Consider the following 18,872-nt stretch of genomic DNA (forward strand, 5'->3'; position numbering starts at 1 on the left):
GGGGGCCGGCAGGTCAGGCTGCCGGCCCCCGGAGGTCTCGCGGGTGTCAGCCGACGGGGCTCTTCTTCTGGGTGTCTGGGACCTGGGGCAGCCAGCGCACGTTGTTGTCGCGGAAGGACTGGTTGACGGGGACGAGGTCGGCTCCGCTGGTGTTGTCCAGGGCCGTGACGACGATGCCGAGCTCGGGGACGTCGCTGTCGATCGCCGCGAGGCGGCTGCCGCAGTCCGGGCAGAATCCGCGCTTGGCCTCGCCCGGGAACGTCTCGAACCAGGTCGGCTCGACCCCGTTGGTCCAGGTGACACCGTCCGGAGCGAAGCCGGCCCACCACATCATCGGCCCGCCTCCGAGCTTCTGGCAGTGCGGGCAGCTGCACGTGTGCGGGTAGACGGCCGGCCCCTTGACGGTGAAGCGGATCCGTCCGCACAGGCATCCGCCGGAGCGCTCCTGGGCTGCGGCGACGATGTCGGGGGTGGCGTTCATCAGTTCATCTCCGAGGCACGGTGGGCGAGTTGAGCCCACCAGTGTGTCATTCCCTCTGCGATCGTGAGGAAGCCGTCGAGGGCCTGGGGCAGGTCGATGTGGAAGAGTTCACTCTCTCTGATGAATCGCGCCAGACCTTCGATGTGGGCAGCCTCGACGCTCAGCCCGCCGACCTGGGCGGCCTCGTGTTCGTCGTCGAGGTGGAGCTCGTAGTAGTAGTGCAGGGCCTTGAGCTCGCTGCCGCTGCCCTGACCGGTCAGCACGCCGTAGCGGTTAGTGATGTCGCGCAGGATCTCGGTCTCGGCGATCGCCACGGCCTCGGTCGCATAGTAGGCGCCCGCGATGTGGCTGGGCATGTGCGAGCCGACCATCCACTGGTGGAGGTTGACCAGCGTCTCGGTCTCGCGGGCGGGCACGTGGCCGTTGACGAGGAGTCCGAGATCGGACAGGAGCGCGTTGGTGTAGAGGACGTAGTGCGCGGGGACCTTGCCGCGCTCGCCGCCCTCTTCCAGGTGGTTGCGGCGCAGCTCGTGCGCGAGTTCGGGGCAGAACCCCTCCACGCTGGTGGCGGCCGCCTTGAGGTACTGCGCGTTGTAGCGGGCGAAGACGCTCAGCTCTTCGATGTACATCCGGGCCTGGCGCTCGTTGAGGTCGGCCGCGCCGACCTTCTCGGCGATCTTCCCGTACGTCCAGTCGACCATCGGCGTCAGGTGCGCGGTGACCAGGGCGTTGCCGGAGGTGAACTTGCCCAGCAGGGTGCCGTTGACGGCGCTCTGCGTCTCGGGGTTGGCCTTGATGTACGCCTGGATGAGGCTGTTGTCGGGGGTCATTTCTTGGTGTCCTCCGTGTCGGCGGGGCGGGGCGACAGCTGCAGGCCGCCGGTGGCTCCCAGGGCCCGGACGGCCGCGAGGAGTTCGGGGTTGTCAGGCAGAGCGATCGTGTCGCCGTCGTTGAGCGCGGCGACGGTGTCCCGGTCCAGGGCCGCGTCATCGAGGGCGATGCCCGTCTGATGGCCGCGCAGCAGGACCTGCCGGGTGTCGTCGCCGCTGTCGAGGGTGGTCACCTGGTAGGGGGCGATCAGCGTGATCTCGGCGCCGGGCGTCACCTGCTCGGGGTCGAAGGCGTCCGCGGCTTCCTGGCGGGCGAGGTCACCTTCGACGAGTTCCCAGCCGCCGTTGCTGAGCAGCGTGGCCCACCGCTGCTCGGCGTGCTGGCGGGCCTCGCCGCCGACGCGGTCGACGGCGAGGAGCAGCAGTTCGCGGCCGACGCCGGACAGCCGGTCGGCGACGGCGTCGAGCCCAACCGCCGTGTCCGCCATCGCGGAGGGCTCGTTGAGCGGGTCGTCGGGTCCCTCGCCGGCCAGCGCGGCGAGCACGTCCGGGATGATGCGGCTCTGCAGGATCTGCGCGTACGGGTAGGTGTAGAGCGGCATGGCCACCGAGACGGAGAAGGTGTCCTGGGTGCCGACGTGGAAGACCCGGCGGGGCAGGAACAGGGCGTCGCCCGGCTCCAGGAGGAAGTGCTCGGCCTCTTCCAGCAGCGCCTGGTAGTCGCCGAGGGTGGCCTTTTTGCCGCCAGTGAGCTTCTCGTACTGCTCGGCGGGCCAGCAGTAGAAGTTCTTGGCGTTGGGGCCGAGGTGGACGAGGAAGGCGTCCTCGTAGCCCTCGTGGATGCCGAACGCGGTCCCGCTGTAGTTGCCGGCGAAGGCGACCTGTTCGGCGCCGCCCAGGGGCAGGCCCCACCCGTCGATGACGCTCTTGAGGAAGGTGCCGAGGCCGGCGGCGAGGGCGGGGCTGATGGTCTCCAGGTTGTTGATGACCAGGGAGAACCGCTCGGCGGCGGCGACATCTTGCATCCACGGCACGAAGACGTCCACGCCCTCGTCCCAGGAGGGGGCGGTCAGTGCTTGGGCCAGGAGGTCGTCGCGGCGGTCCTCGCCGACGTAGACGCGCGCGTGCGCCTTGATGTCGGCGCTGGCGGCGTGGGCCCGGCGGATGGCCTCGAATCCCGCCAGGACGTCGTCCGGTCCGGCTGCGGCCGCGGGGATGATGCCCTTGAACAGGTAGGGCGTGGTCCGTCCGGTGGTGTGCTCGGGGAAGGTGCCGGTCCAGAATGCCTGGTCGGGGGGCCAGGGGTAGGTGCTGTTCATCAAGGGTCTCCTGATGTTCGGGCGGCGCGGGGCAAGGGGCCCGGGTGGCCGGGCGGCGGGATCAGGTGAGGTAGTCCTCGGGGCCGCCGCGGCGGACGGTGTCGAGCGTGAAGCAGTGGAAGCCGCCGCCGAACAGGCGCCGGTGGCGGTGGCGGACCGGGATCACGGTGAAGCCGCGGCGCTCCAGGACGGCGATCAGCTCCGGGTAGAGGGAGTTGACGACGACGGTGTTCTCGTCGACGGACAGCAGGTTGATGTCCATGTACCGGCTGCCGATGGGGATGACGAAGCCGAGGTCGCTGTAGTCCGGGAAGTTGCGGTCGTCGGTCTCGGGGGCGTAGATCACGTCCCAGGACTGCATGGCCTCGGGGAGAAATTTCAGGTACTCCGGTGAGCGCAGCAGCATCAGGCCGGGGCGCAGCGGGACCAGAACGCTGTCGATGTGGTTGTCCGCCATGGCGTCCAGGCGGTGGAATCGCAGGTCGCGCAGGTTGTCCCGGAGCCAGCGCAGGGCGAGTTCGTGGTTGAGGTTGGCGACGTTGACCAGGACGTCGCGGCCCAGGCGCATGCACTGCGCGCCGTCGAAGACCATCTCCAGGCCCAGGCCCTCGATCGTGCCGGCCATCTCGCCTTCGGTGGCGCGGGCGACGTCCAAGCCCTGGCGGGTGAAGTAGCCGGTGTCGAGGGAGTCACGGGTCAGGGCGGGCCGGGGCATGCTCAGCCAGTTCGCACCCCCGGCCTGGTAGTAGCGGTAGAAGGCCGGCTTGAGCAGGTCGTTCTCGAAGATGCGGGCGCGGACGTGGGGCGCAGTCTCCACGATGGTGTTGCCCAGGACGATGCTCTGGTCGCGGACGTTGAGCGGCGGGGTGGCCCTCGCGTCCCAGTGCGGGGAGCGGATGTCGACGTCCTTGCCCGGGGCCGCGGGCCGCAGAACGTTCACCCCGCATCCGGTCAGGGCATCGGCCAGGCCGGCGATGTCCTCGTTGAGCTCGTCAAGGAGTTGCGGGGGGATCGGCAGGAGTTCCTCCCCCGACGGGCTGGCATGCCCGTCGAGGGCGGGGGCGACGTTGTCGTAGAAGAACAGCCGCCACGAGGTGTCGGTGTGGTGGGCGTTGTAGTGATCAGCGCGGCCGAGGACCACTTCTTCAAGTCGGGTGAACTCGTCGAAGCTGTTCAGGGCCGGCGGGGCAGGGGCGGTCTGGGGCATGGCGGGCCGCCTCCTCGGCGGCGGGCGACGGCGCGCCCCTGCCTCCGGCGCGCGGGTGCGCGCTGGGAGGGGCGGTGCCGTACGGGGGTTCGGCGGGCGGGTTCAGGGTGCGGTCAGGCGGCCGAGGGGTGCCGGTGCGGGGTGCAGGCGGCGCTGGCGGTGGCGAGCCGGGCGATGATGTCCTCGATCACGCACGGCTGGTCGGGAGTGGAGCGCCGGCGGAAGAAGTAGCCGGAGCACCAGGGCACTTCCTCCCACCGCTGTAGACGCTCCGAGGTGAGGGCGCGGGCCTCGGGCAGGCGCCGCCAGGGGATCTGCGGACACCAGTGGTGGACGGGGTGGTACATGTCGTCGAGATGGCCGCCGAGCAGGTGCCGGGTGAGCCAGTGCGAGCTCCAGCCGCGGGTCTGCAGGAGGATGTCGTCGTTCTCGATCAGCCCGGCGTGGTTGCCCAGATCAGTGATCCACGTGACGACCGGCCGCACCAAGACGAGCGGGAGCAGCCAGTAGAGCAGGAGGTACGGCACGCCGCCCACGGGCCACAGTGCGGCGACGACGGCCGCCCAGATCAGGGCACGGGCGGCCAGCGCTCGCCACGCCTCCCCCGGCGCGCGGGTGACCAGGGTCAGCACGGCGGTCTTCGGCAGGCGCCACATGGCGTTGCGCACGATGACCCGCAGGACGAACGCGCGCCGGCTGGGCGCCCGGCCGGCGGCACGGATGTTGCCCGCGAGGTAGGACTGGAACATCGGATCGTCGTCGGAGCCGAGCTTGGCGTGGTGCACATAGTGGCTGCTGCGGTACGGCGCGAAGCCCTCACCGAGTAGCCCGGTCAGCAGGTATCCGATGACCCGGTTGCCGCGGCGGGTGACCATGAGCTTGGAGTGCACGCACTCGTGCCCGAGGTTGGACAGGTGGCGCTGGCGCACGCCGATGTAGCAGACGGCGATCAGCGGGCCGACGACGTGGCCGACGAGATGCCCGGCGATCGCTGCGGCGGCGATCGCGACAAGGTCCCAGGCGACATCCCACAGACCGATCGTCGGGCGTCCGCAGAGCTTCTCCAGGTCGGTGATGAGCTGCTGGCCGAGGGCCTTACGCACGGGGCCGGAGGCTCCGGTGCCGTTGCGGGTCCTGCTGGCGGGGCTGCCCATCAGGTCCTCCAGTCGATGTGGTGCGGGGTGGGAATGTGCCGTGCTCCGGCGCGCCCGCGGCTGGGCAGCGCACTGGCGGGCGCACTGTTGGCGGGCGCGCCGGAGGACGACGGAAGGGTGGTTCAGCCGCGGATCAGGCGGCGGTGAGGGCGCTGTCCGGGCGCATGCCGGCCTTGAGGTCGGTGGCGTCGGGACGCATCCCGAGCTTCAGCTCCGGGGCGTCGGGGCGCATGCCGGTCTTGAGGTCGGTGGCGTCGGGACGCATCCCGAGCTTGAGGGCGCCCGCGTCGGGACGCATGCCGAGCTTCAGGTCGGTGGCGTCGGGACGCATGCCGGCCTTCAGGTCCGGGGCGTCCGGGCGCATGCCGGCCTTCAGGCCGGTGTCCGGGGTCATTGCGGCGGTAGCGGTCATGGAGGTTCTCCCTCTTCGGTCGCGGGTGACCCCGCGAGTCCGTGTGATCGGCTGATGGAGCTGCCGGGCCGCGGTCGGGTGAGGTGCTGAACCGTCGGCTCGGACGTCATGGGCGCGAGCGCCCGCCGGTGGAAAGTCGCGCCGGAGCACGTCCGCTCCATCCGTGGATGAGCGTTGGATGAGCGTTGCGGTACGTGGTCGCGCTGGGCGCTTGGCCAGTCACGCTAGGGCTGCGCCGGAGGCAGCCGCAACGGCTATGGGCGTTGCGGCGGTTGCACGGGACCGTTGCGTGACCGTTGCGCGTCCATGCCACCTGAGCTGCGGAAACGCCGAAGTCTCGTCCTGGAACAGTGGCGGATCGGGGCCGTCGGGCGCTGCGATGCCAGCAGAAGGGCTTCTGCTGCGCGCGTCGCCGCGGCTAGGAGCGTGTCTCGGTAACGAGCAAGGGGCTCGCTGGCCGTGATCGATGGGATCGGTCGCGGCCGTTTCGTGTGCACCTGTGAGGCCGTGGTTGGGTCCTTCCCGGCTGTTGTTCGGCTGGTAGGGCCTGTGGCGTGGGCCGGGGGGCCTGGCTGGTCAGCCGGCCTGGGCGGCGAGCCCGGAGTGTCGGAAGATCTTGCGGAGGTTGTGGCAGGCGGCGAGCAGTCGCCACTCACCGCGGGCGCCGTCCTCGCCACGCAGGAGGAGCTGGCGGCCGTTCTGGCAGGTCATGACCTGTCCGAAGACAGGTTCGACGATGGCTTTGCGGCGGCTGTATGCCTTCCGGCCGGGTTTGGTCCGCAGTTTGCGGGCCATGCGCTCCTTCAGCGTGGCGTCCTTGGGGATGCGTCCGCGTGGAGCGGGCGGGACCTGCTCGTCGTGGGCGAGTCGGCCGGTGGCCATGAAGGTGTCGGTGCCGCAGGCCAGTTGGCGCTCGTTCGCGGCTTCGAGGTTGGTCTCGGAGCAGTACCCGGCGTCGACCAGGGCCTGCTTGGGGTGGATGCCGGTGTTGTGGGCGGACTGGTCGAGCATCGTGGTGTAGTTCAGTGCGTCGGAGGGGTTGGTCGTCACGTCGGCGGCGGTGATGACCTGGTGTTCTTCGTCGACGACGGCCTGGGCGTTGTAGGCCTGGATGTAGGCGCCGTCGCTGTTCTTCATGATCCGCGAGTCGGGGTCGGTGAAGTTGGCCTGGGCTTTGGGCTTGGGACGGGCCTTGGCGGCGGCCGCTTCCCCGGCGTCGGTGACGGCCTGCTCGTCGCTGCTGGCGGCACGTTCCTGACGGCGGCGTTCCTTGTCCTCGGCGTGGGCGCGGGCCTTGGCGGCGGCCTCGGCCTCGATCTGCGCGCGGGCGGCCTGCAGCTTCGCCAGGCGTTTCTCACGCCGGTCCAGCTCGGCGGGCAGGTCCGCCTCCTTGCCGTCCACGCCGAAGGTGTCGTCCTCGGCTTCGTCGGCGGCCTCGGCGTCGGTCAGCAGGGCGTGGGCCTTCGCTTCCAGAGCGGCGATCTCGGCCTCTATCCGCTCTTCCTTGTCGACCAGGCGGCCGTAGCTCATCGCCTTGTGTTTGGAGGCGCTGGCCTCCAGTTTCGTGCCGTCCAGCGCGACGCGTCCCATCTTGACCATGCCGAGTGTCTGTGCGAGGTGCAGGGACTGGGTGAACAGACCGGCCAGCGCGTCGAGGTGGCGGCGGCGGAAGCGGGCGATCGAGCGGAAGTCCGGTTCCTGGCCGGCGGCCAGGAACCGGAACGCGACATCGTCGGCCAGGCGGCGCTCGATCGCCCGGGAGGAGCGGACGCCGGTGGTGTAGCCGTAGATCAGCAGTCGTACCATCAGCCGCGGATCGTAGGGCGGGTAGCCGCGCTTTTCGGTGTAGTCCGCCAGGACCGGTCCGAGGTCGAGCACCTCATCGACCAGGTCGGCGACGAACCGGGCCAGGTGGCCCTCGGGCAGCCAGTCGTCCAGCGACGGCGGCAGCAGCAGGACCTGATGCGGATCGAAGGGCCGAAACGTCTTGTCCACCGCCGCCAGCTGACCCTGCGGCCGCTTCTTCCCGACCGGCTCGACCTCGAACAGCCCCTCGCCACCACGCATACCGTGATCATCCCGTATGAATAATCACGAACCGCAGGCGGGTTGCCGGTTACTGAGACACGCTCCTAGCTTGTGGGACCGCCGAGGAGCCGTGCACGAGGACGCCGTGGCGACCGGATTCCCTCCATTTGCCGTTGAAAACAGAGGCCTTGAGGAGCACACGTGCTCAACCCCGTTGTGATGAAGTCCGACCTGCTGTTCAGCCTGCGTGACACGCTGCGCTCAGAGACGTTCGTCGAGGTGGTCACCCCTACGGTGCGCAGAGCCGACCTCGGCCCGGGACGTCGCGTGCCGGTCGATCTCGACGGGGGCCGCTTCCTGCGGGCGATGATCGGCCCGGCGCTGCGCGTGAACATGGAGCACCACCGGCGGGTCTTCGAAATCGGTCAGTGCTTCCGGCCCGAGAAGCCGGACGAGCTGCACGCGCCCGAGTTCCAGATGCTCGACCTCTACGCCGCCGACGAGAATTTCGAGTTCCTGTTCGCGCTGGCCGAGCGCCTGGTCGTCCCGCACATCCGTTACACCCCCGAGCGGGTCTCTGTCGCCGGCCACATCCATGACGTCTTCGGCATCGACCTGCGCCGCGAGCCCCTCGGCGATCTGCCCGCACAGATGGCCGCCCACCTGGACATGGGTACCGAGGTGCCGTTCAAGACGGTGCTCGGCCGGTTCGTGGAGCGCGAACTGGAGACCCAGAGCACGGGTGCCGCACTGTTCCTGACCGAGTACCCGATCGGCGGGGACGAGCCGTGCGCCCGTCTCACACCGGGCACGACCGCCGTCCTCAACCGTTTCGAGGTCCTGATCGACGGCCTCGAAGTCGTGCACGGCTACGAGGACGAGCCCGACCGGGCCGCGTTCGTCGAGCGGGCCCGTGCGGTGGACCTGTACGACGACGAGCAGGCCCTGGCGTGGAAGGCGATCGACGCCGGGCAAGCGCCGGCCCACAGCGTCGGGCTCGGCATCGGCATCGAGCGGCTGTGTATGGCCGCCTCCGGCATCAAGGACATCAGCGTCTTCCAGCAGTCGGCCCAGTTCTGACCGCCACCCTTCCGAAAGGAGCCGCGATGTCCTTGTCGCTGCGCCCGCTCGACGACAGCGGCTTCGGCGCCGTCGTCGACTGCAACCTCGCGACCGAAGCCGAAGGACTCGCGCCCCAGCTGGCGCGAGCCCTGCACCAGCACAGGCTGCTGGTCGTGCCCCGCCAGCACCTGACCCACGCCGATCTCCTGACCGTCGCCTCCTGCTTCGGAACGGTGGACACGAGCATCGACCGTCGCTATGCCGTCGGCGGCTTTCCCGGGCTGACCGTCATCAGCAACATCGTCGAGGACGGCGAGTACGTCGGCATCTACGACGGGGACGACGAGGAGGAATGGCACGCCGACAACAGCTTCAAGCCACAGCTGACCGCCGTGACGCTGCTGTACTCGGTCATCACCCCCGAGGAAGGCGGCGAGACCCGCTTCGCCGACGCGACCCGCGCCTACACCGGCCTCCCCCCGGCGGCACGGCAGCGGATCGAGAAGATGCGCGCGGTGCACTCCATCCAGCAGCTCGGCGCGTTGCAGAGCCAGGCCAGCGGCGGGCAGTCGTCGGCCGCGGCCGGGAGCCTCGCCGGCCAGCCAGAGGTCGAGCACCCGCTCGCCCTGACCCATCCGGTCACCGGAGCCCGCTCACTGCTGCTCGGCTCCATGGTGATCCGCTGCGTCACCGGACTCTCCGATCAGGACAGCCGCGCCCTGATCGACGACCTGCTGGAGCACACGACCAGAGCGCCGTACCACTACAGCCATCGCTGGAGTCAGGGCGACCTCGTCGTGTGGGACAACCTCGCCACCCTCCACACCGCATCCCCGTGCGACAGCTCCCGCCACCCCCGCCTGCTGTATCGCGCTGCCGTTCGACAGCATGCCGCTTCCCGTGGCTCCGAGGGATGACCGGCGGCGAGAACACGCTGTCTGCGCTCGTCGCCAGCCCTAGTGTTTGCCCATGACCGCGAAGGCCGTGAAGGTGCCCCTGAAGGAAACCGCCCTCAACCTCGAGCGCATCACCCAGATCGGACACCAAGTGCACGGCGTGTGCCCAGACTTCGACGCCGGCGCCTTCGTACAGGACGTGATGTCCGACCTGCCCGCACTGGAGCTGAGAGACCGGATTTCTCGGACCAGCCAGGCACTGCACACCCACCTTCCGGTCACCGGCACCGAAGCCCTCGACGTCCTGCTGCGCTCGCTGCCGCCGACTCCCGAAGCCGCCGGCATCACAAACGACTTCGGGTGGCACACCTACTCCCCGCACTCCGACTTCGTCGCGCGCTACCTGCGCACCGGCGAGTACCTGGACCAAGCCCTCGACGCCCTCGCGCGCTTCACCCGGTACTTCTCGGCAGAGGTCGCCGTGCGGGACTTCCTCAACGACTTCCCCGACGAGACGATGAAGGCCGTTGACGCGTGGTCCCGCGACGAGGACCACCGGACCCGCCGGCTCGCGAGTGAAGCCACCCGCCCCCTCCTGCACTGCGCGCCCCGCATCTCCCTGCCCGACGATGCGGCGCTCCCTGTGCTCGACCGGCTCTACGCCGATTCCAGCACCTACGTCCGTACCTCCGTCGCCAACCACCTCCACGACCTCGCCGGCACGCAGCCCGAACTCGTCCTGGCCACCCTCGGGCGGTGGAAGGACACCGCCAGCGCCACCGACCGGCACTTCGCCTTCATCGCCAGGACGGCCCTGCGGAGCAGGCTCAAGAAGGGCTCGCCGGACGCCTACGCCTTCCTCGGCTACCCGCACGACGCACCTCTCGAGCTGACACCCCTCGTCCTGGAACGTACCGAGTTGGCCGACGGCGACGTGCTGACCTTCTCCGCCGCCCTCACCGCCACCGTGGCCGTCCCGGTGGATGTCATGTTCGTGATTTCCTCCACCACCCCCACCGGCAAGCCGCGCGAGAAGGTCTACTTCCTCAACCGCAACACCGTCCAGCCCGGTCGGCCGCTCCTTCTGGCCAAGCCGCACAAGCTGCGTTCGACGGCCACAACGAAGATCACTCCCGGCCCGTACACCGTCGCGATCCAGGTCAACGGCCGCCGCTTTCCCGTCGCGCCGTTCACGGTCGTCGCGGCATGATCCGCGACCGGCCTTCTACCTGATCTGAGCGCTCTCCACCAGGGCCGTGCCTCGTCCTCGCCACGGCCCGGTCAGCCATGCCCCACACCGGATCCCCGGCCAGCACGGCAATCCCCCGAAGGAGTGAGCCGACTGCGTCGAACAGATTTCAAGGGCCGCCGCCGCACCCTGCCCGCCCCAACAGCCCGATCAGAACGTGTGTTCACGAAATGAGCCGTGACGGAGCCCGATCCGACGCGTTCTTAGAGCACCAGTGCCACTTCCCCGCCCAGATGGAGGACATCATGAATCCCGCCCCCACCCCCGTGCATCAGCCCTCCGGAATCGAACGACGGCCCACCCCCGTGACGGTGCGCCGTGTTGACGACACCCGCTGCTCAGCACGTCTGGATACGAGGTGGGCGGCATGAGTGAGTCGACCGATGAAACCGCCGAGACCGTCCCGGGGCCGCGCCCCACCCCCCTTCCGCCCGCCCCGCCGGCCGCGTCACCGCAAGCCGCGCCGGGCGCCGGCGCGGAGCAGCCCTCCCCCGCCCCGGAGATGCGGTACGTGGACCTGACCGGCAGCCGCGAGGCGGCCGGCCGCTCCATCCGGATGCGGGACATGGCCCGGCGCCTGCCCCAGCTGGTGCGGCGTTCGCTGGCACTGGCCTGGCGCGTTGACCGGAAGGCCACCACCGGTCTCCTGCTGTGCCAGACGGTCGCCGGCGTCATGCAGGCCCTGGGCCTCATCGCGATCAGCGGAACCCTCACCGCACTGCTGACCAGCGCCGACGTCTACCACCGGCTCCTCCAGGCATGGCCGTCCGTAGCCCTGCTGGCGGCTGCGACCGGGGTGCGGGCGCTGCTGGGCATCACCGTCAGCTGGCTCTCCTCCCGACTGGGCCCGCTCATGTCGCGCGAAGCCGAGCAGATGCTGCTCACCGGCTGTGCCGAGGTGGAGCTCTCCGCCTACGACGACCCCGACTTCAACCGCGACCGCGAAGCCGCCGACCGCGGAGCACAGGTCACCGGCGACCTGGTCAACGAGGGCCAGGACCTTATCGCCTCGGCGGCCTCCTTCCTCGCCGGGGCCATCGTGCTGGCCGGGGTGAGCTGGGTGCTGCTTCCCCTTCTGGTCGTGGCCAGCCTGCCGCAGGCCCTCGCCCAGGTCAGCGCCGCCCGGGTCCGCTACCTGGCGAACCTCCGCAGCAACGGCGACAACCGCATGCTGTCGGTGCTGCGTTGGCACATCTTCACCCGCGAGGCAGCCGACCAGATCCGTGCCGGCACCATGGCCGATTTCCTGTCCGGCCGGTACCGGCAGACGGTCGCCCGGATCAACCGCGAAGACCGGACCGCGGCCGACCAGGGCGCCCGCATGTCGCTGTTCGGCGCGCTGTGCGGCGGCCTCGGATCGGCTGTCGTGTGGGCGGCGGTGGTGTGGCTGCTGGCCACCGGCCGCATCAGCGTCGGCCACGCCGGCACGGCCGTCTTCGCTCTGCAGACGGTGGGCCAGTCGGTACGCGGGCTGGTCGCCGTCGGGGCCCGTGCCGTGCGTACCGGCCTCTACATGGACGACTGGACCCGGTTCCTCGACTTGGCCGGCGGCTACACCATGCGCCGCGGCGAGCACCGGCCAGCGCCACCAAACGAGATCAAGATCAAGTCGGTCTCGCACCGCTACGCCGGGAAGGACCAGGACGCGTTGTCCGACGTCTCGCTCACGCTGCGCCGGGGCGAGGTCACAGCACTGGTCGGCTTCAACGGATCGGGGAAATCAACGCTGCCGAAGCTGGTCAGCGGCCTGTACCTGCCCACTGGAGGACAGGTGCTGTGGGACGGCGTCCCCACCGACGACGCCGACCCGCAGGCACTGTGGCAGCAGGTGGCCCTGGTGCCGCAGGACTACGCGCACTGGCCGCTGACGGTCCGCGAGAATGTCACCCAGGGGCAGCCCACGGCCCGCGGTGACGCGGCGGTCCTCGAAGCCTGTGAGGCCTCCGACGCGGACGAGGTCGTCGACAAGCTCGGCGCCGGCCTGGACACGCTCCTGGCCCGCGAGTGGCTGAACGGCGAGGAACTGAGCGGCGGCCAGTGGCAGCGCATCGCGCTCGCCCGGGCATTCTTCCGCGAGGCAGGGCTCCTGGTCCTCGACGAGCCGACCGCCAACCTCGACCCTCGCGCCGAATACAGAATCTTCCAGCGGCTGCGGGACCTGGCCCAGGACCGGGTGGTGTTGCTGGTCACGCATCGCATCACCAACGTCGCCGTGGCCGACCGGATCGTTGTCCTCGACGAGGGCAGAGTCGTGCAGGAGGGCACCTACAAGGACCTCGCCGCCCAAGAAGGCGGCCTGTTCCAGCAGTTGCTGTCCTACCAGGTCACCTCGGAGCCGGACGGCGAGAAGCACGGAACCCGCGCGTGAAGGGCCCCGACACCACTTCACCAGCTCCGCCCGGGCGCACGGCCCCCGCTGACCCGCCCACCCTCGACCCATCCACCAGCCCTTCCATGCTTCTCCGAGGTGTTGACGTGCCGATCACCCGCTCCCACATCCGCGCGACCCTCGACAGCTACCTGACTCGGCACCCGCACGAGCGAGAGTCCCTGGCCGGCCTGTTTGCCGTCCTGGACGGGCCGGACGACCCGTCCAGCCGGGCGACTCTTCCCGGCCACGTCACCTGCAGCGCGGTCGTCATCGACCGAGACCGGCGCGTACTGCACATCGTCCACAAGGCCACTGGGCTGCTGCTCACCCCGGGCGGGCACGCCGAGGCGGACCGGAGCCTGATGGCCGCTGCTCTTCGGGAGGTGTCCGAGGAGACGGGCATCCGGCCCGGTGACCTGTGTCTGACCCCGCAGTTCCTGGGCGGCCCGATCGACATCGACGTGCACGGGATCGACGCCAATCCCGCAAAGGGCGAGCCGAGCCATCAGCACTTCGACTTCCGCTTCGCCTTCTACGTCAGCGCCGAGCAGCTGCCGCCGCTCAGGCTCCAGGACGAAGAGGTCTCGGGTTCCCAGTGGCTTGCGTTCGCCGACGTCAGGTCCCCAACGCTGCGGGCCAAGCTGTTGGACGCCGAAGCCGATGGGCTCGACGGGCAGCCGGAGCCAGTCAACGCGTCGGCTCTGGTCCACGACGGCTTCGGACGCTACCTGCTTCATCTCAGGGATCTGCGGGAGGGCATCTGGGCGCCCGGGGTCTTCGACCTCCTGGGAGGCGGGCGCGAAAGGGATGACCGGTGCCTGGAGGACACCTTGCGGCGGGAGCTCGCCGAGGAGGCCCCCGGCCTTGCACCGGTGGGCTTGGCGCCCTACGCAGTCGAAGAGGCGACGAGCGTCGACGGCCTCGCGGTGCCGATCAAGGTCTTCACGGCCCGCTGGAGCGGACACCCCGACACGGCGGACCTACAAGAGGGCGTCCTTCTGCAATGGTTCACCCCCGACATGCTGGACCGACTACCCATGAGTCCCGGTCTCGGCGACCTGATCCGCCGCCACGCGGCCGAGCACCCCCCGGCCGGCAGCCCGCCGGACCGCATCCGCCCACTGCACGAAGAGGCACCGGAGGGGACCGAACTCCACATCATCGGCGTCCACCTTCACCTCCAGGACGAGCAGGGCCGGATCCTCCTCGGACTGCGCCATCCCGACTCGGCCTTCGCACCGGACGAATGGCACTTTTTGGCAGGCCATTGCGAGAGGAAAGCCGCCATCAGCTGTTTGGTGCGCGAAGCTCAGGAGGAGGCCGGGCTGATCATCGATCCCGGTGACATCGAGCTCGTGCATGTGGTCCACCACGTCGACTCGCCGACGGCGCGGGCACGGATCGCCCTCGTCTTCCAGGCCCGGGCATGGTCCGGTACCCCGCAACTCCTGGAGCCCGACCGGTGCGTGGCGTGGCGGTGGTTCAGCCCGCAGGATCTTCCGGCAAAGGTCGTGCCGTACACCCGCCTGGCGATCGAAGGCATCGTCGCGGGCCGCCCGTACACCCAGACGGGCTGGTGAGCCCCTGTGACGCTCCCACCGACACCCAGCTCTTCCTGGCCTGAGCACTTCCTCGCGCACCGCGCCGGCCACCACTGCCCAATGTGCGGCAACGACTGGACGGCCGATGACATCGGATGGGGGCTGCTGCTGCACCGCGGCGAGGTGTCCCAGTCCTATCTCTGGCGCTCCGGGCGAGTCCGGGGCTACTCCATCACCATCGTGACCGCGCGCCACGTGGCCGAGCCCACCGAACTTTCGGACGACGAAGCCGCCGCCTTCTGGCGGGACACCCTCGCCCTGGGCCGCGCACTTGAGGCGCACTACCAGCCGTTGAAGATGAACTACCTGCTCCTCGGCAACGCCATTCCGCATGCCCACCATCACGTCGTGCCGCGACGGGAGGCGGGTGCGGACCCGGCGCCGGGCGGCCCCTTGCCCTTCGACGTGCTCGACCTCGGGCGCCAGGAAGAGGCCCAACTACAGGCGGACGCCCGGGCGCTGCGCCGGCTGATGAACGGCCCCGGCAGGCCGGAGGCCGGGCATTGAACGCGCAGTTCGACGTCACGGCCGTGGCGGGAATCCTGGCGCTGCACTACCGCGTCGTCCCCACCGACGTCCGCGAAGGGCCGTCAGGGACCGCCACGTGCAACTACGTGGCCAAGGACGGCGACGGCCGCCGATGGTTTGTGAAGGCCTACCCAGAGCACGCTGACCTGGGCGCCGAGGGGCGCGCCCTCGAGCTGGCCGAGTTCGCCGCACTCGGCGGGGTCCCGGTGCCGGCGATGCGCCGGACCCTGGACGGCGACCTCATCGCCGTCGAAGGCGGCCTGGCGGTGGCCGTCACCGCGTTCGCCGAGGGCGCCGAGACAGCGGAAGGCGGCCTGCACGGCGAGCAGTGGGCCGCCGTCGGCGCGACCGTGGGCCGACTGCACCGCACGCTCGCGCGACATCCGGACGGGCCGCCGCGCCGCGCCCCGTCCCACGAGGTCTGTGACATCGAGCGGGGCCGCCAGCGCCTGGAACGGCTCCTCGACAGCTACGCGAAGCAACCCCCGAGTTCCGCGTTCGGAGCGTGGTCGAGAGACGCCGCCCAACAACGGCTGGACGAACTCCCCGCAACGGCATCCATGCTCGAAGCACTCCCCTTGACCCTGGCAGCGCAGATCGTCCATGGCGACCTGTCCTCCCTCAACCTGATGCTGAGAGGCGAGAAGGTCGCCGCGGTCGTCGACTTCCGGCCGCCGACGCACCGCAGCCCGATGTGGGAGCTGGGACGCATCGTGCTCGATCCGCGCACGGTCCTGACCGCCCCGGACTGGCCCACGGGCCTGGCCACGGCCGTCGCCGCCTACCGGGAGACCAACCCGGCCATGCCGGACGAGGACCTCATGACGGTGCCCCGGGTGGCGGCCGGCTACCTGGCCTGCTCGGTGTACCCGCTCTCGGAGCCGCTCGACGACCCAACCGCGGTCACCCCTCAGCTGGAGGCGTACGGGCGGGCCCGCCACGAGGCCCTGGGTGTGCTGTGCGCCCGCCTGGACGAGGCGGAGGAGGTGCTCCGTGACCAGCTCCGCTGACTCTCCCGCTCGGCTCCAGACGTCGCTGTGGCGGCACCGCAACTTCCGGACGTTCCTGATCGGTCAGAGCGCCAGCGTGACCGGCAGCTCGATCAGCTCGATGGTGATCCCGGTGATCGCCGTCCTGGAGCTGCACGCCACCACCTCTCAGGTGGCCTGGTTGGCGTTCCTTGGACTGCTGCCACCCGCGGTGCTCGCCCTGCACGCCGGGGCGCTCGCTGACCGCCATTCCAAGCAGCGCCAGATGATCATCGGGGATCTGGTCAGTGCGGCCGCACTGGCCACGGTGCCGGTGGCGGCAGCCCTCGACGCACTGACCCTGCCCCAGCTCATGGCGGTCGCCGTGGTGCAGGGCGCCGCGGGCGTGGTGCATGACGCGGCGGCCATCAGCATCCTGCCCAGCCTGGTCGACCGGTCCTTGATCCAGCGGAGCAACAGCCGGGTCGGCGCACTCTTCGCCATCTCCGCGACCGGCGGCAGCAACCTCGGCGCCGCGCTGACCGCCTTGGTCGGACCGGCCCGAGCCCTGCTCGGAGACGTCCTCTCCTATCTCATCAGTGCCTGGTGCACCGCACGCATCCGCATGCCCAAGACCGACCGGGCACGTACCGGGGAGCGTCGGCTGTGGGCGGAGATCGGCGAGGGCGTGCGGTATGTACGCAGTGACGACCGGCTGCGTACCTTGACGCTGGTCAACGCGTCGACTTCCTTCGCCCTCGCACTGCTCAACACACTGTGGGCGCTGTACTTGCTGCGCACCCTTGCGATGAGCACCACGGCGTTCGGTGTCGTGCTGGGGCTCGGCGCCCTGGGCGCGGCCGCCGGCGCGCTCCTCGCCCCTGCCCTTGCTCGACGGATCGGGCCCGGGCCGATGATGCTGGCCGCGCTCGCGATCACGCCGGTGACCCAGATTCCGCTGCTGCTCGCCTCTCCCGGCCTTGGCTGGCAGATCGTGATCGGTGCGGCGCTGTTCGTGCAGTTGGCGTGCGCCGGTGCGGCGGGCACCACCCAGCGGTCAATCCGTCAGATCATCACCAACTCCCGCATGCAGGCACGGATGCAGGCGGTGAGCACTTGGCTGACATCGGGTGCCAGGCCGCTCGGCGCGCTGCTCGCCGGCGCACTGGGGACGTGGGCCGGTGTCCGGGCCGCCCTGGTCGTCGGTGCCTTTCTGCTCACTGTGCCGCTCCTGGTCCTGGCGCTCTCTCCGCTGCGCGGCCTGCGGCAGATGCCCGGTGCCCCGCCCGAGCGGGAGGAACCCGCGCCTGCCGAAGAACTACCGCGCCCCGGCCCTCCACCTCAGGTGCCGGCCCCTGGAGCGGCGGCCGCCGCAGACATCCGCCGTGAGAGCTCGTTGGACGGAGGCGCCACATGACGGACCTGAACACCGGGGACACCACGCGACGGCCCGCTGACCCAACTGCGCACGCTCCAGCGACGCTTACCACTACGGACCCCTTCCACACGGAGACGGCAGAAGTCACCGGGTCCGCGGACAGCCGCGGCACCCGGGGTGATCGCGGTGCTGCTGCAGCCCGGGCAGCGATGGTCGCCCGCCTGGAGAAGGCCGGCGATCTGGCGGCCGGCCCGGTACGTGAGGCGCTGCTCGCCCTGCCGCGCGAGGTTCTGATGCCGCAGGCGTACGTACGGCGCAGTGCGCCGAGCGAGGAGCCGCCGCGGTGGGACCTGCTGGACTGGTCGGCGCCGCAGGACCGCCCCGAGCTGCTCGGGCTGCTGTACGGCGGGGCCAGTGTGCTCGTTCAGCACGACGGCGAGCCGTTGGTGGGCCGGGCGCGCGGGACGCGGTCGGGGGCGTCGATCACGTCAATGTCGACGGTGATGGGTCTGACCGCCTCGCTGCTGGAGGAGCTGGATCTGCGTCCGGGTCTGCGGGTGCTGGACGTCGGGACGGGAGCGGGAGTGACCGCCGCGGTGGCCTGCCAGGTCTGCGGCGACCAGGGGGTGGTCTGCCTCGACCGGGATCGGCACCTCACTGACGCGGCTGCGGCCCGGCTGGCCGATCTCGGGTTCCGTCCGGAGGTGGTGTGCGGGTCAGGAGAACAGGGCGTTGCGGGGCGGGAGTTCGACCGGATCTTCGTGTCGTACACGGTGGAGCGCGTGCCCACGGCCCTCGTCGAACAGCTCGCTCCCGGGGGCAAACTGCTGGCGCACGTGAGCAGTGCGTCCCCGTCGTGGCCCGGCCTCGCCGTTGTCGAGCGCACCGCCGACGGGCAGATTACGGCGGAGCTGCGGGCCGTGGAGTTCGCCCACCGGGCGGGACACGGCGTGGCGCGGATCTGGCTCACGAAGGAGTTCCGGCAGCGCATGGCCACCGAGCCGGGCACGTGGACTCAACGGAGCATGCTGGCGCCGCCCCCGGACAGCAATCGCGGTTTCTGGCTGGCGGCCGACCATCTCCTCGGCGGTGGCCTGGTCCGGGACTTCGGCGCCGAGCACGTCGTGATCGGCGCGCCCGGCTGCGGATCCTGGATGCGCGCGGAGGCGGTGGGCCACCGGCGCTGGAGCGTCACCGTCAACGGGCCGCGGGACATCTGGAAAGAGATCCAGGACCTCGCCGACCGGTGGCGGGCCGCACGCTCCCCTGACCGCTACCGCCTCCTTTTCGATGCGGACGGTAGGCAGTGGGCCGCCTCCGAGTGCGGACGCCTGTCCTGGCAACTACCCGCCCCCCACCCGCTCGATGAGGGAGCCACTTCGTGACCT

16 protein-coding genes are annotated in these 18,872 nt (G+C 70.3%); 9 read left to right on the forward strand and 7 right to left on the reverse strand.

From position 1 onward, the window contains the following. Positions 1-46 precede the first annotated feature (46 nt). From OHB41_RS09980 to OHB41_RS10010, 7 genes are all read right to left on the reverse strand, one after another. On the reverse strand, positions 47-481 hold the full coding sequence (locus OHB41_RS09980; protein ID WP_006378701.1) for a GFA family protein: 435 nt from the start codon (positions 479-481) through the stop codon (positions 47-49). Next, positions 481-1,311 carry a DUF3865 domain-containing protein gene (locus OHB41_RS09985; RefSeq protein WP_006378897.1) on the reverse strand — a complete coding sequence of 277 codons (831 nt, stop codon included), beginning with the start codon at positions 1,309-1,311 and terminating at the stop codon, positions 481-483. Before OHB41_RS09985 ends, OHB41_RS09980 begins: the two co-directional genes overlap by 1 nt. Then, the gene (locus tag OHB41_RS09990) at positions 1,308-2,630 is read right to left on the reverse strand and encodes a JmjC domain-containing protein (RefSeq protein WP_266697488.1); all 1,323 of its coding nucleotides are present in this window, start codon (positions 2,628-2,630) and stop codon (positions 1,308-1,310) included. The genes OHB41_RS09985 and OHB41_RS09990 overlap by 4 nt, the downstream gene beginning before the upstream one ends. Positions 2,631-2,691: 61 nt before the next feature. Next, complete coding sequence (locus tag OHB41_RS09995) at positions 2,692-3,837, reverse strand: inosamine-phosphate amidinotransferase 1 (protein WP_266697489.1); 1,146 nt, start codon at positions 3,835-3,837, stop codon at positions 2,692-2,694. Positions 3,838-3,950: 113 nt separating this feature from the next. After that, positions 3,951-4,991, reverse strand: a complete 1,041-nt coding sequence (locus OHB41_RS10000; protein WP_266697490.1) for a fatty acid desaturase — start codon at positions 4,989-4,991, stop codon at positions 3,951-3,953. 133 nt (positions 4,992-5,124) lie between these two features. Continuing rightward, positions 5,125-5,403, reverse strand: a complete 279-nt coding sequence (locus OHB41_RS10005) for a hypothetical protein (protein ID WP_024127153.1) — start codon at positions 5,401-5,403, stop codon at positions 5,125-5,127. A 576-nt stretch (positions 5,404-5,979) separates the two neighbouring features. Beyond that, complete coding sequence (locus OHB41_RS10010; RefSeq protein WP_526025027.1) at positions 5,980-7,398, reverse strand: IS1182 family transposase; 1,419 nt, start codon at positions 7,396-7,398, stop codon at positions 5,980-5,982. 234 nt (positions 7,399-7,632) lie between these two features. Here OHB41_RS10010 and OHB41_RS10015 point away from each other — a divergent pair, with 234 nt between their 5' ends. The 9 genes from OHB41_RS10015 (at position 7,633) to OHB41_RS10055 (ending at position 18,869) form a co-directional block, all read left to right on the forward strand. Continuing rightward, positions 7,633-8,511, forward strand: coding sequence for an amino acid--tRNA ligase-related protein (locus tag OHB41_RS10015; protein ID WP_006379091.1), 879 nt, complete (start codon positions 7,633-7,635; stop codon positions 8,509-8,511). 26 nt (positions 8,512-8,537) lie between these two features. Further along, on the forward strand, positions 8,538-9,410 hold the full coding sequence (locus OHB41_RS10020) for a TauD/TfdA dioxygenase family protein (RefSeq protein ID WP_266697491.1): 873 nt from the start codon (positions 8,538-8,540) through the stop codon (positions 9,408-9,410). A 52-nt stretch (positions 9,411-9,462) separates the two neighbouring features. Further along, positions 9,463-10,599: a YhaZ family DNA alkylation repair protein gene (locus OHB41_RS10025; protein ID WP_266697492.1), complete on the forward strand. Its 1,137-nt coding sequence runs from the start codon at positions 9,463-9,465 to the stop codon at positions 10,597-10,599. 541 nt (positions 10,600-11,140) lie between these two features. Continuing rightward, positions 11,141-13,006, forward strand: coding sequence for an ABC transporter ATP-binding protein (locus tag OHB41_RS10030; RefSeq protein WP_266705759.1), 1,866 nt, complete (start codon positions 11,141-11,143; stop codon positions 13,004-13,006). Between the two features lie 107 nt (positions 13,007-13,113). After that, positions 13,114-14,589 (forward strand): NUDIX hydrolase, encoded by a 1,476-nt coding sequence (locus OHB41_RS10035; protein WP_266697493.1) that lies wholly within the window; start codon positions 13,114-13,116, stop codon positions 14,587-14,589. A gap of 81 nt (positions 14,590-14,670) precedes the next feature. Continuing rightward, the gene (locus tag OHB41_RS10040; protein ID WP_181411833.1) at positions 14,671-15,117 is read left to right on the forward strand and encodes an HIT family protein; all 447 of its coding nucleotides are present in this window, start codon (positions 14,671-14,673) and stop codon (positions 15,115-15,117) included. Then, on the forward strand, positions 15,114-16,148 hold the full coding sequence (locus OHB41_RS10045) for a phosphotransferase enzyme family protein (protein WP_024127160.1): 1,035 nt from the start codon (positions 15,114-15,116) through the stop codon (positions 16,146-16,148). The genes OHB41_RS10040 and OHB41_RS10045 overlap by 4 nt, the downstream gene beginning before the upstream one ends. Then, entirely contained in the window at positions 16,132-17,523 is a 1,392-nt protein-coding gene (locus OHB41_RS10050) for an MFS transporter (RefSeq protein WP_266697494.1), read from the forward strand. The genes OHB41_RS10045 and OHB41_RS10050 overlap by 17 nt, the downstream gene beginning before the upstream one ends. Next, a complete protein-coding gene (locus OHB41_RS10055; RefSeq protein ID WP_266697495.1) occupies positions 17,520-18,869 on the forward strand; it encodes a protein-L-isoaspartate O-methyltransferase family protein in 1,350 nt (449 codons plus the stop codon). Before OHB41_RS10050 ends, OHB41_RS10055 begins: the two co-directional genes overlap by 4 nt. Positions 18,870-18,872 lie beyond the last annotated feature (3 nt).

The organism is Streptomyces sp. NBC_01571 (assembly GCF_026339875.1).
Taxonomy (GTDB): Bacteria; Actinomycetota; Actinomycetes; order Streptomycetales; family Streptomycetaceae; genus Streptomyces.

Excerpts from the sequence above, each read along its gene's own strand:
- OHB41_RS09990 (WP_266697488.1), bottom strand. The coding sequence starts at position 2,630 with ATGAACAGCACCTACCCCTGGCCCCCCGACCAGGCATTCTGGACCGGC.
- OHB41_RS10025 (WP_266697492.1), top strand. The coding sequence starts at position 9,463 with ATGACCGCGAAGGCCGTGAAGGTGCCCCTGAAGGAAACCGCCCTCAAC.
- OHB41_RS10005 (WP_024127153.1), bottom strand. The coding sequence starts at position 5,403 with ATGACCGCTACCGCCGCAATGACCCCGGACACCGGCCTGAAGGCCGGC.
- OHB41_RS09995 (WP_266697489.1), bottom strand. The coding sequence starts at position 3,837 with ATGCCCCAGACCGCCCCTGCCCCGCCGGCCCTGAACAGCTTCGACGAG.
- OHB41_RS09985 (WP_006378897.1), bottom strand. The coding sequence starts at position 1,311 with ATGACCCCCGACAACAGCCTCATCCAGGCGTACATCAAGGCCAACCCC.
- OHB41_RS09980 (WP_006378701.1), bottom strand. The coding sequence starts at position 481 with ATGAACGCCACCCCCGACATCGTCGCCGCAGCCCAGGAGCGCTCCGGC.
- OHB41_RS10000 (WP_266697490.1), bottom strand. The coding sequence starts at position 4,991 with ATGGGCAGCCCCGCCAGCAGGACCCGCAACGGCACCGGAGCCTCCGGC.
- OHB41_RS10055 (WP_266697495.1), top strand. The coding sequence starts at position 17,520 with ATGACGGACCTGAACACCGGGGACACCACGCGACGGCCCGCTGACCCA.
- OHB41_RS10040 (WP_181411833.1), top strand. The coding sequence starts at position 14,671 with ATGTGCGGCAACGACTGGACGGCCGATGACATCGGATGGGGGCTGCTG.
- OHB41_RS10020 (WP_266697491.1), top strand. The coding sequence starts at position 8,538 with ATGTCCTTGTCGCTGCGCCCGCTCGACGACAGCGGCTTCGGCGCCGTC.
- OHB41_RS10030 (WP_266705759.1), top strand. The coding sequence starts at position 11,141 with ATGCGGTACGTGGACCTGACCGGCAGCCGCGAGGCGGCCGGCCGCTCC.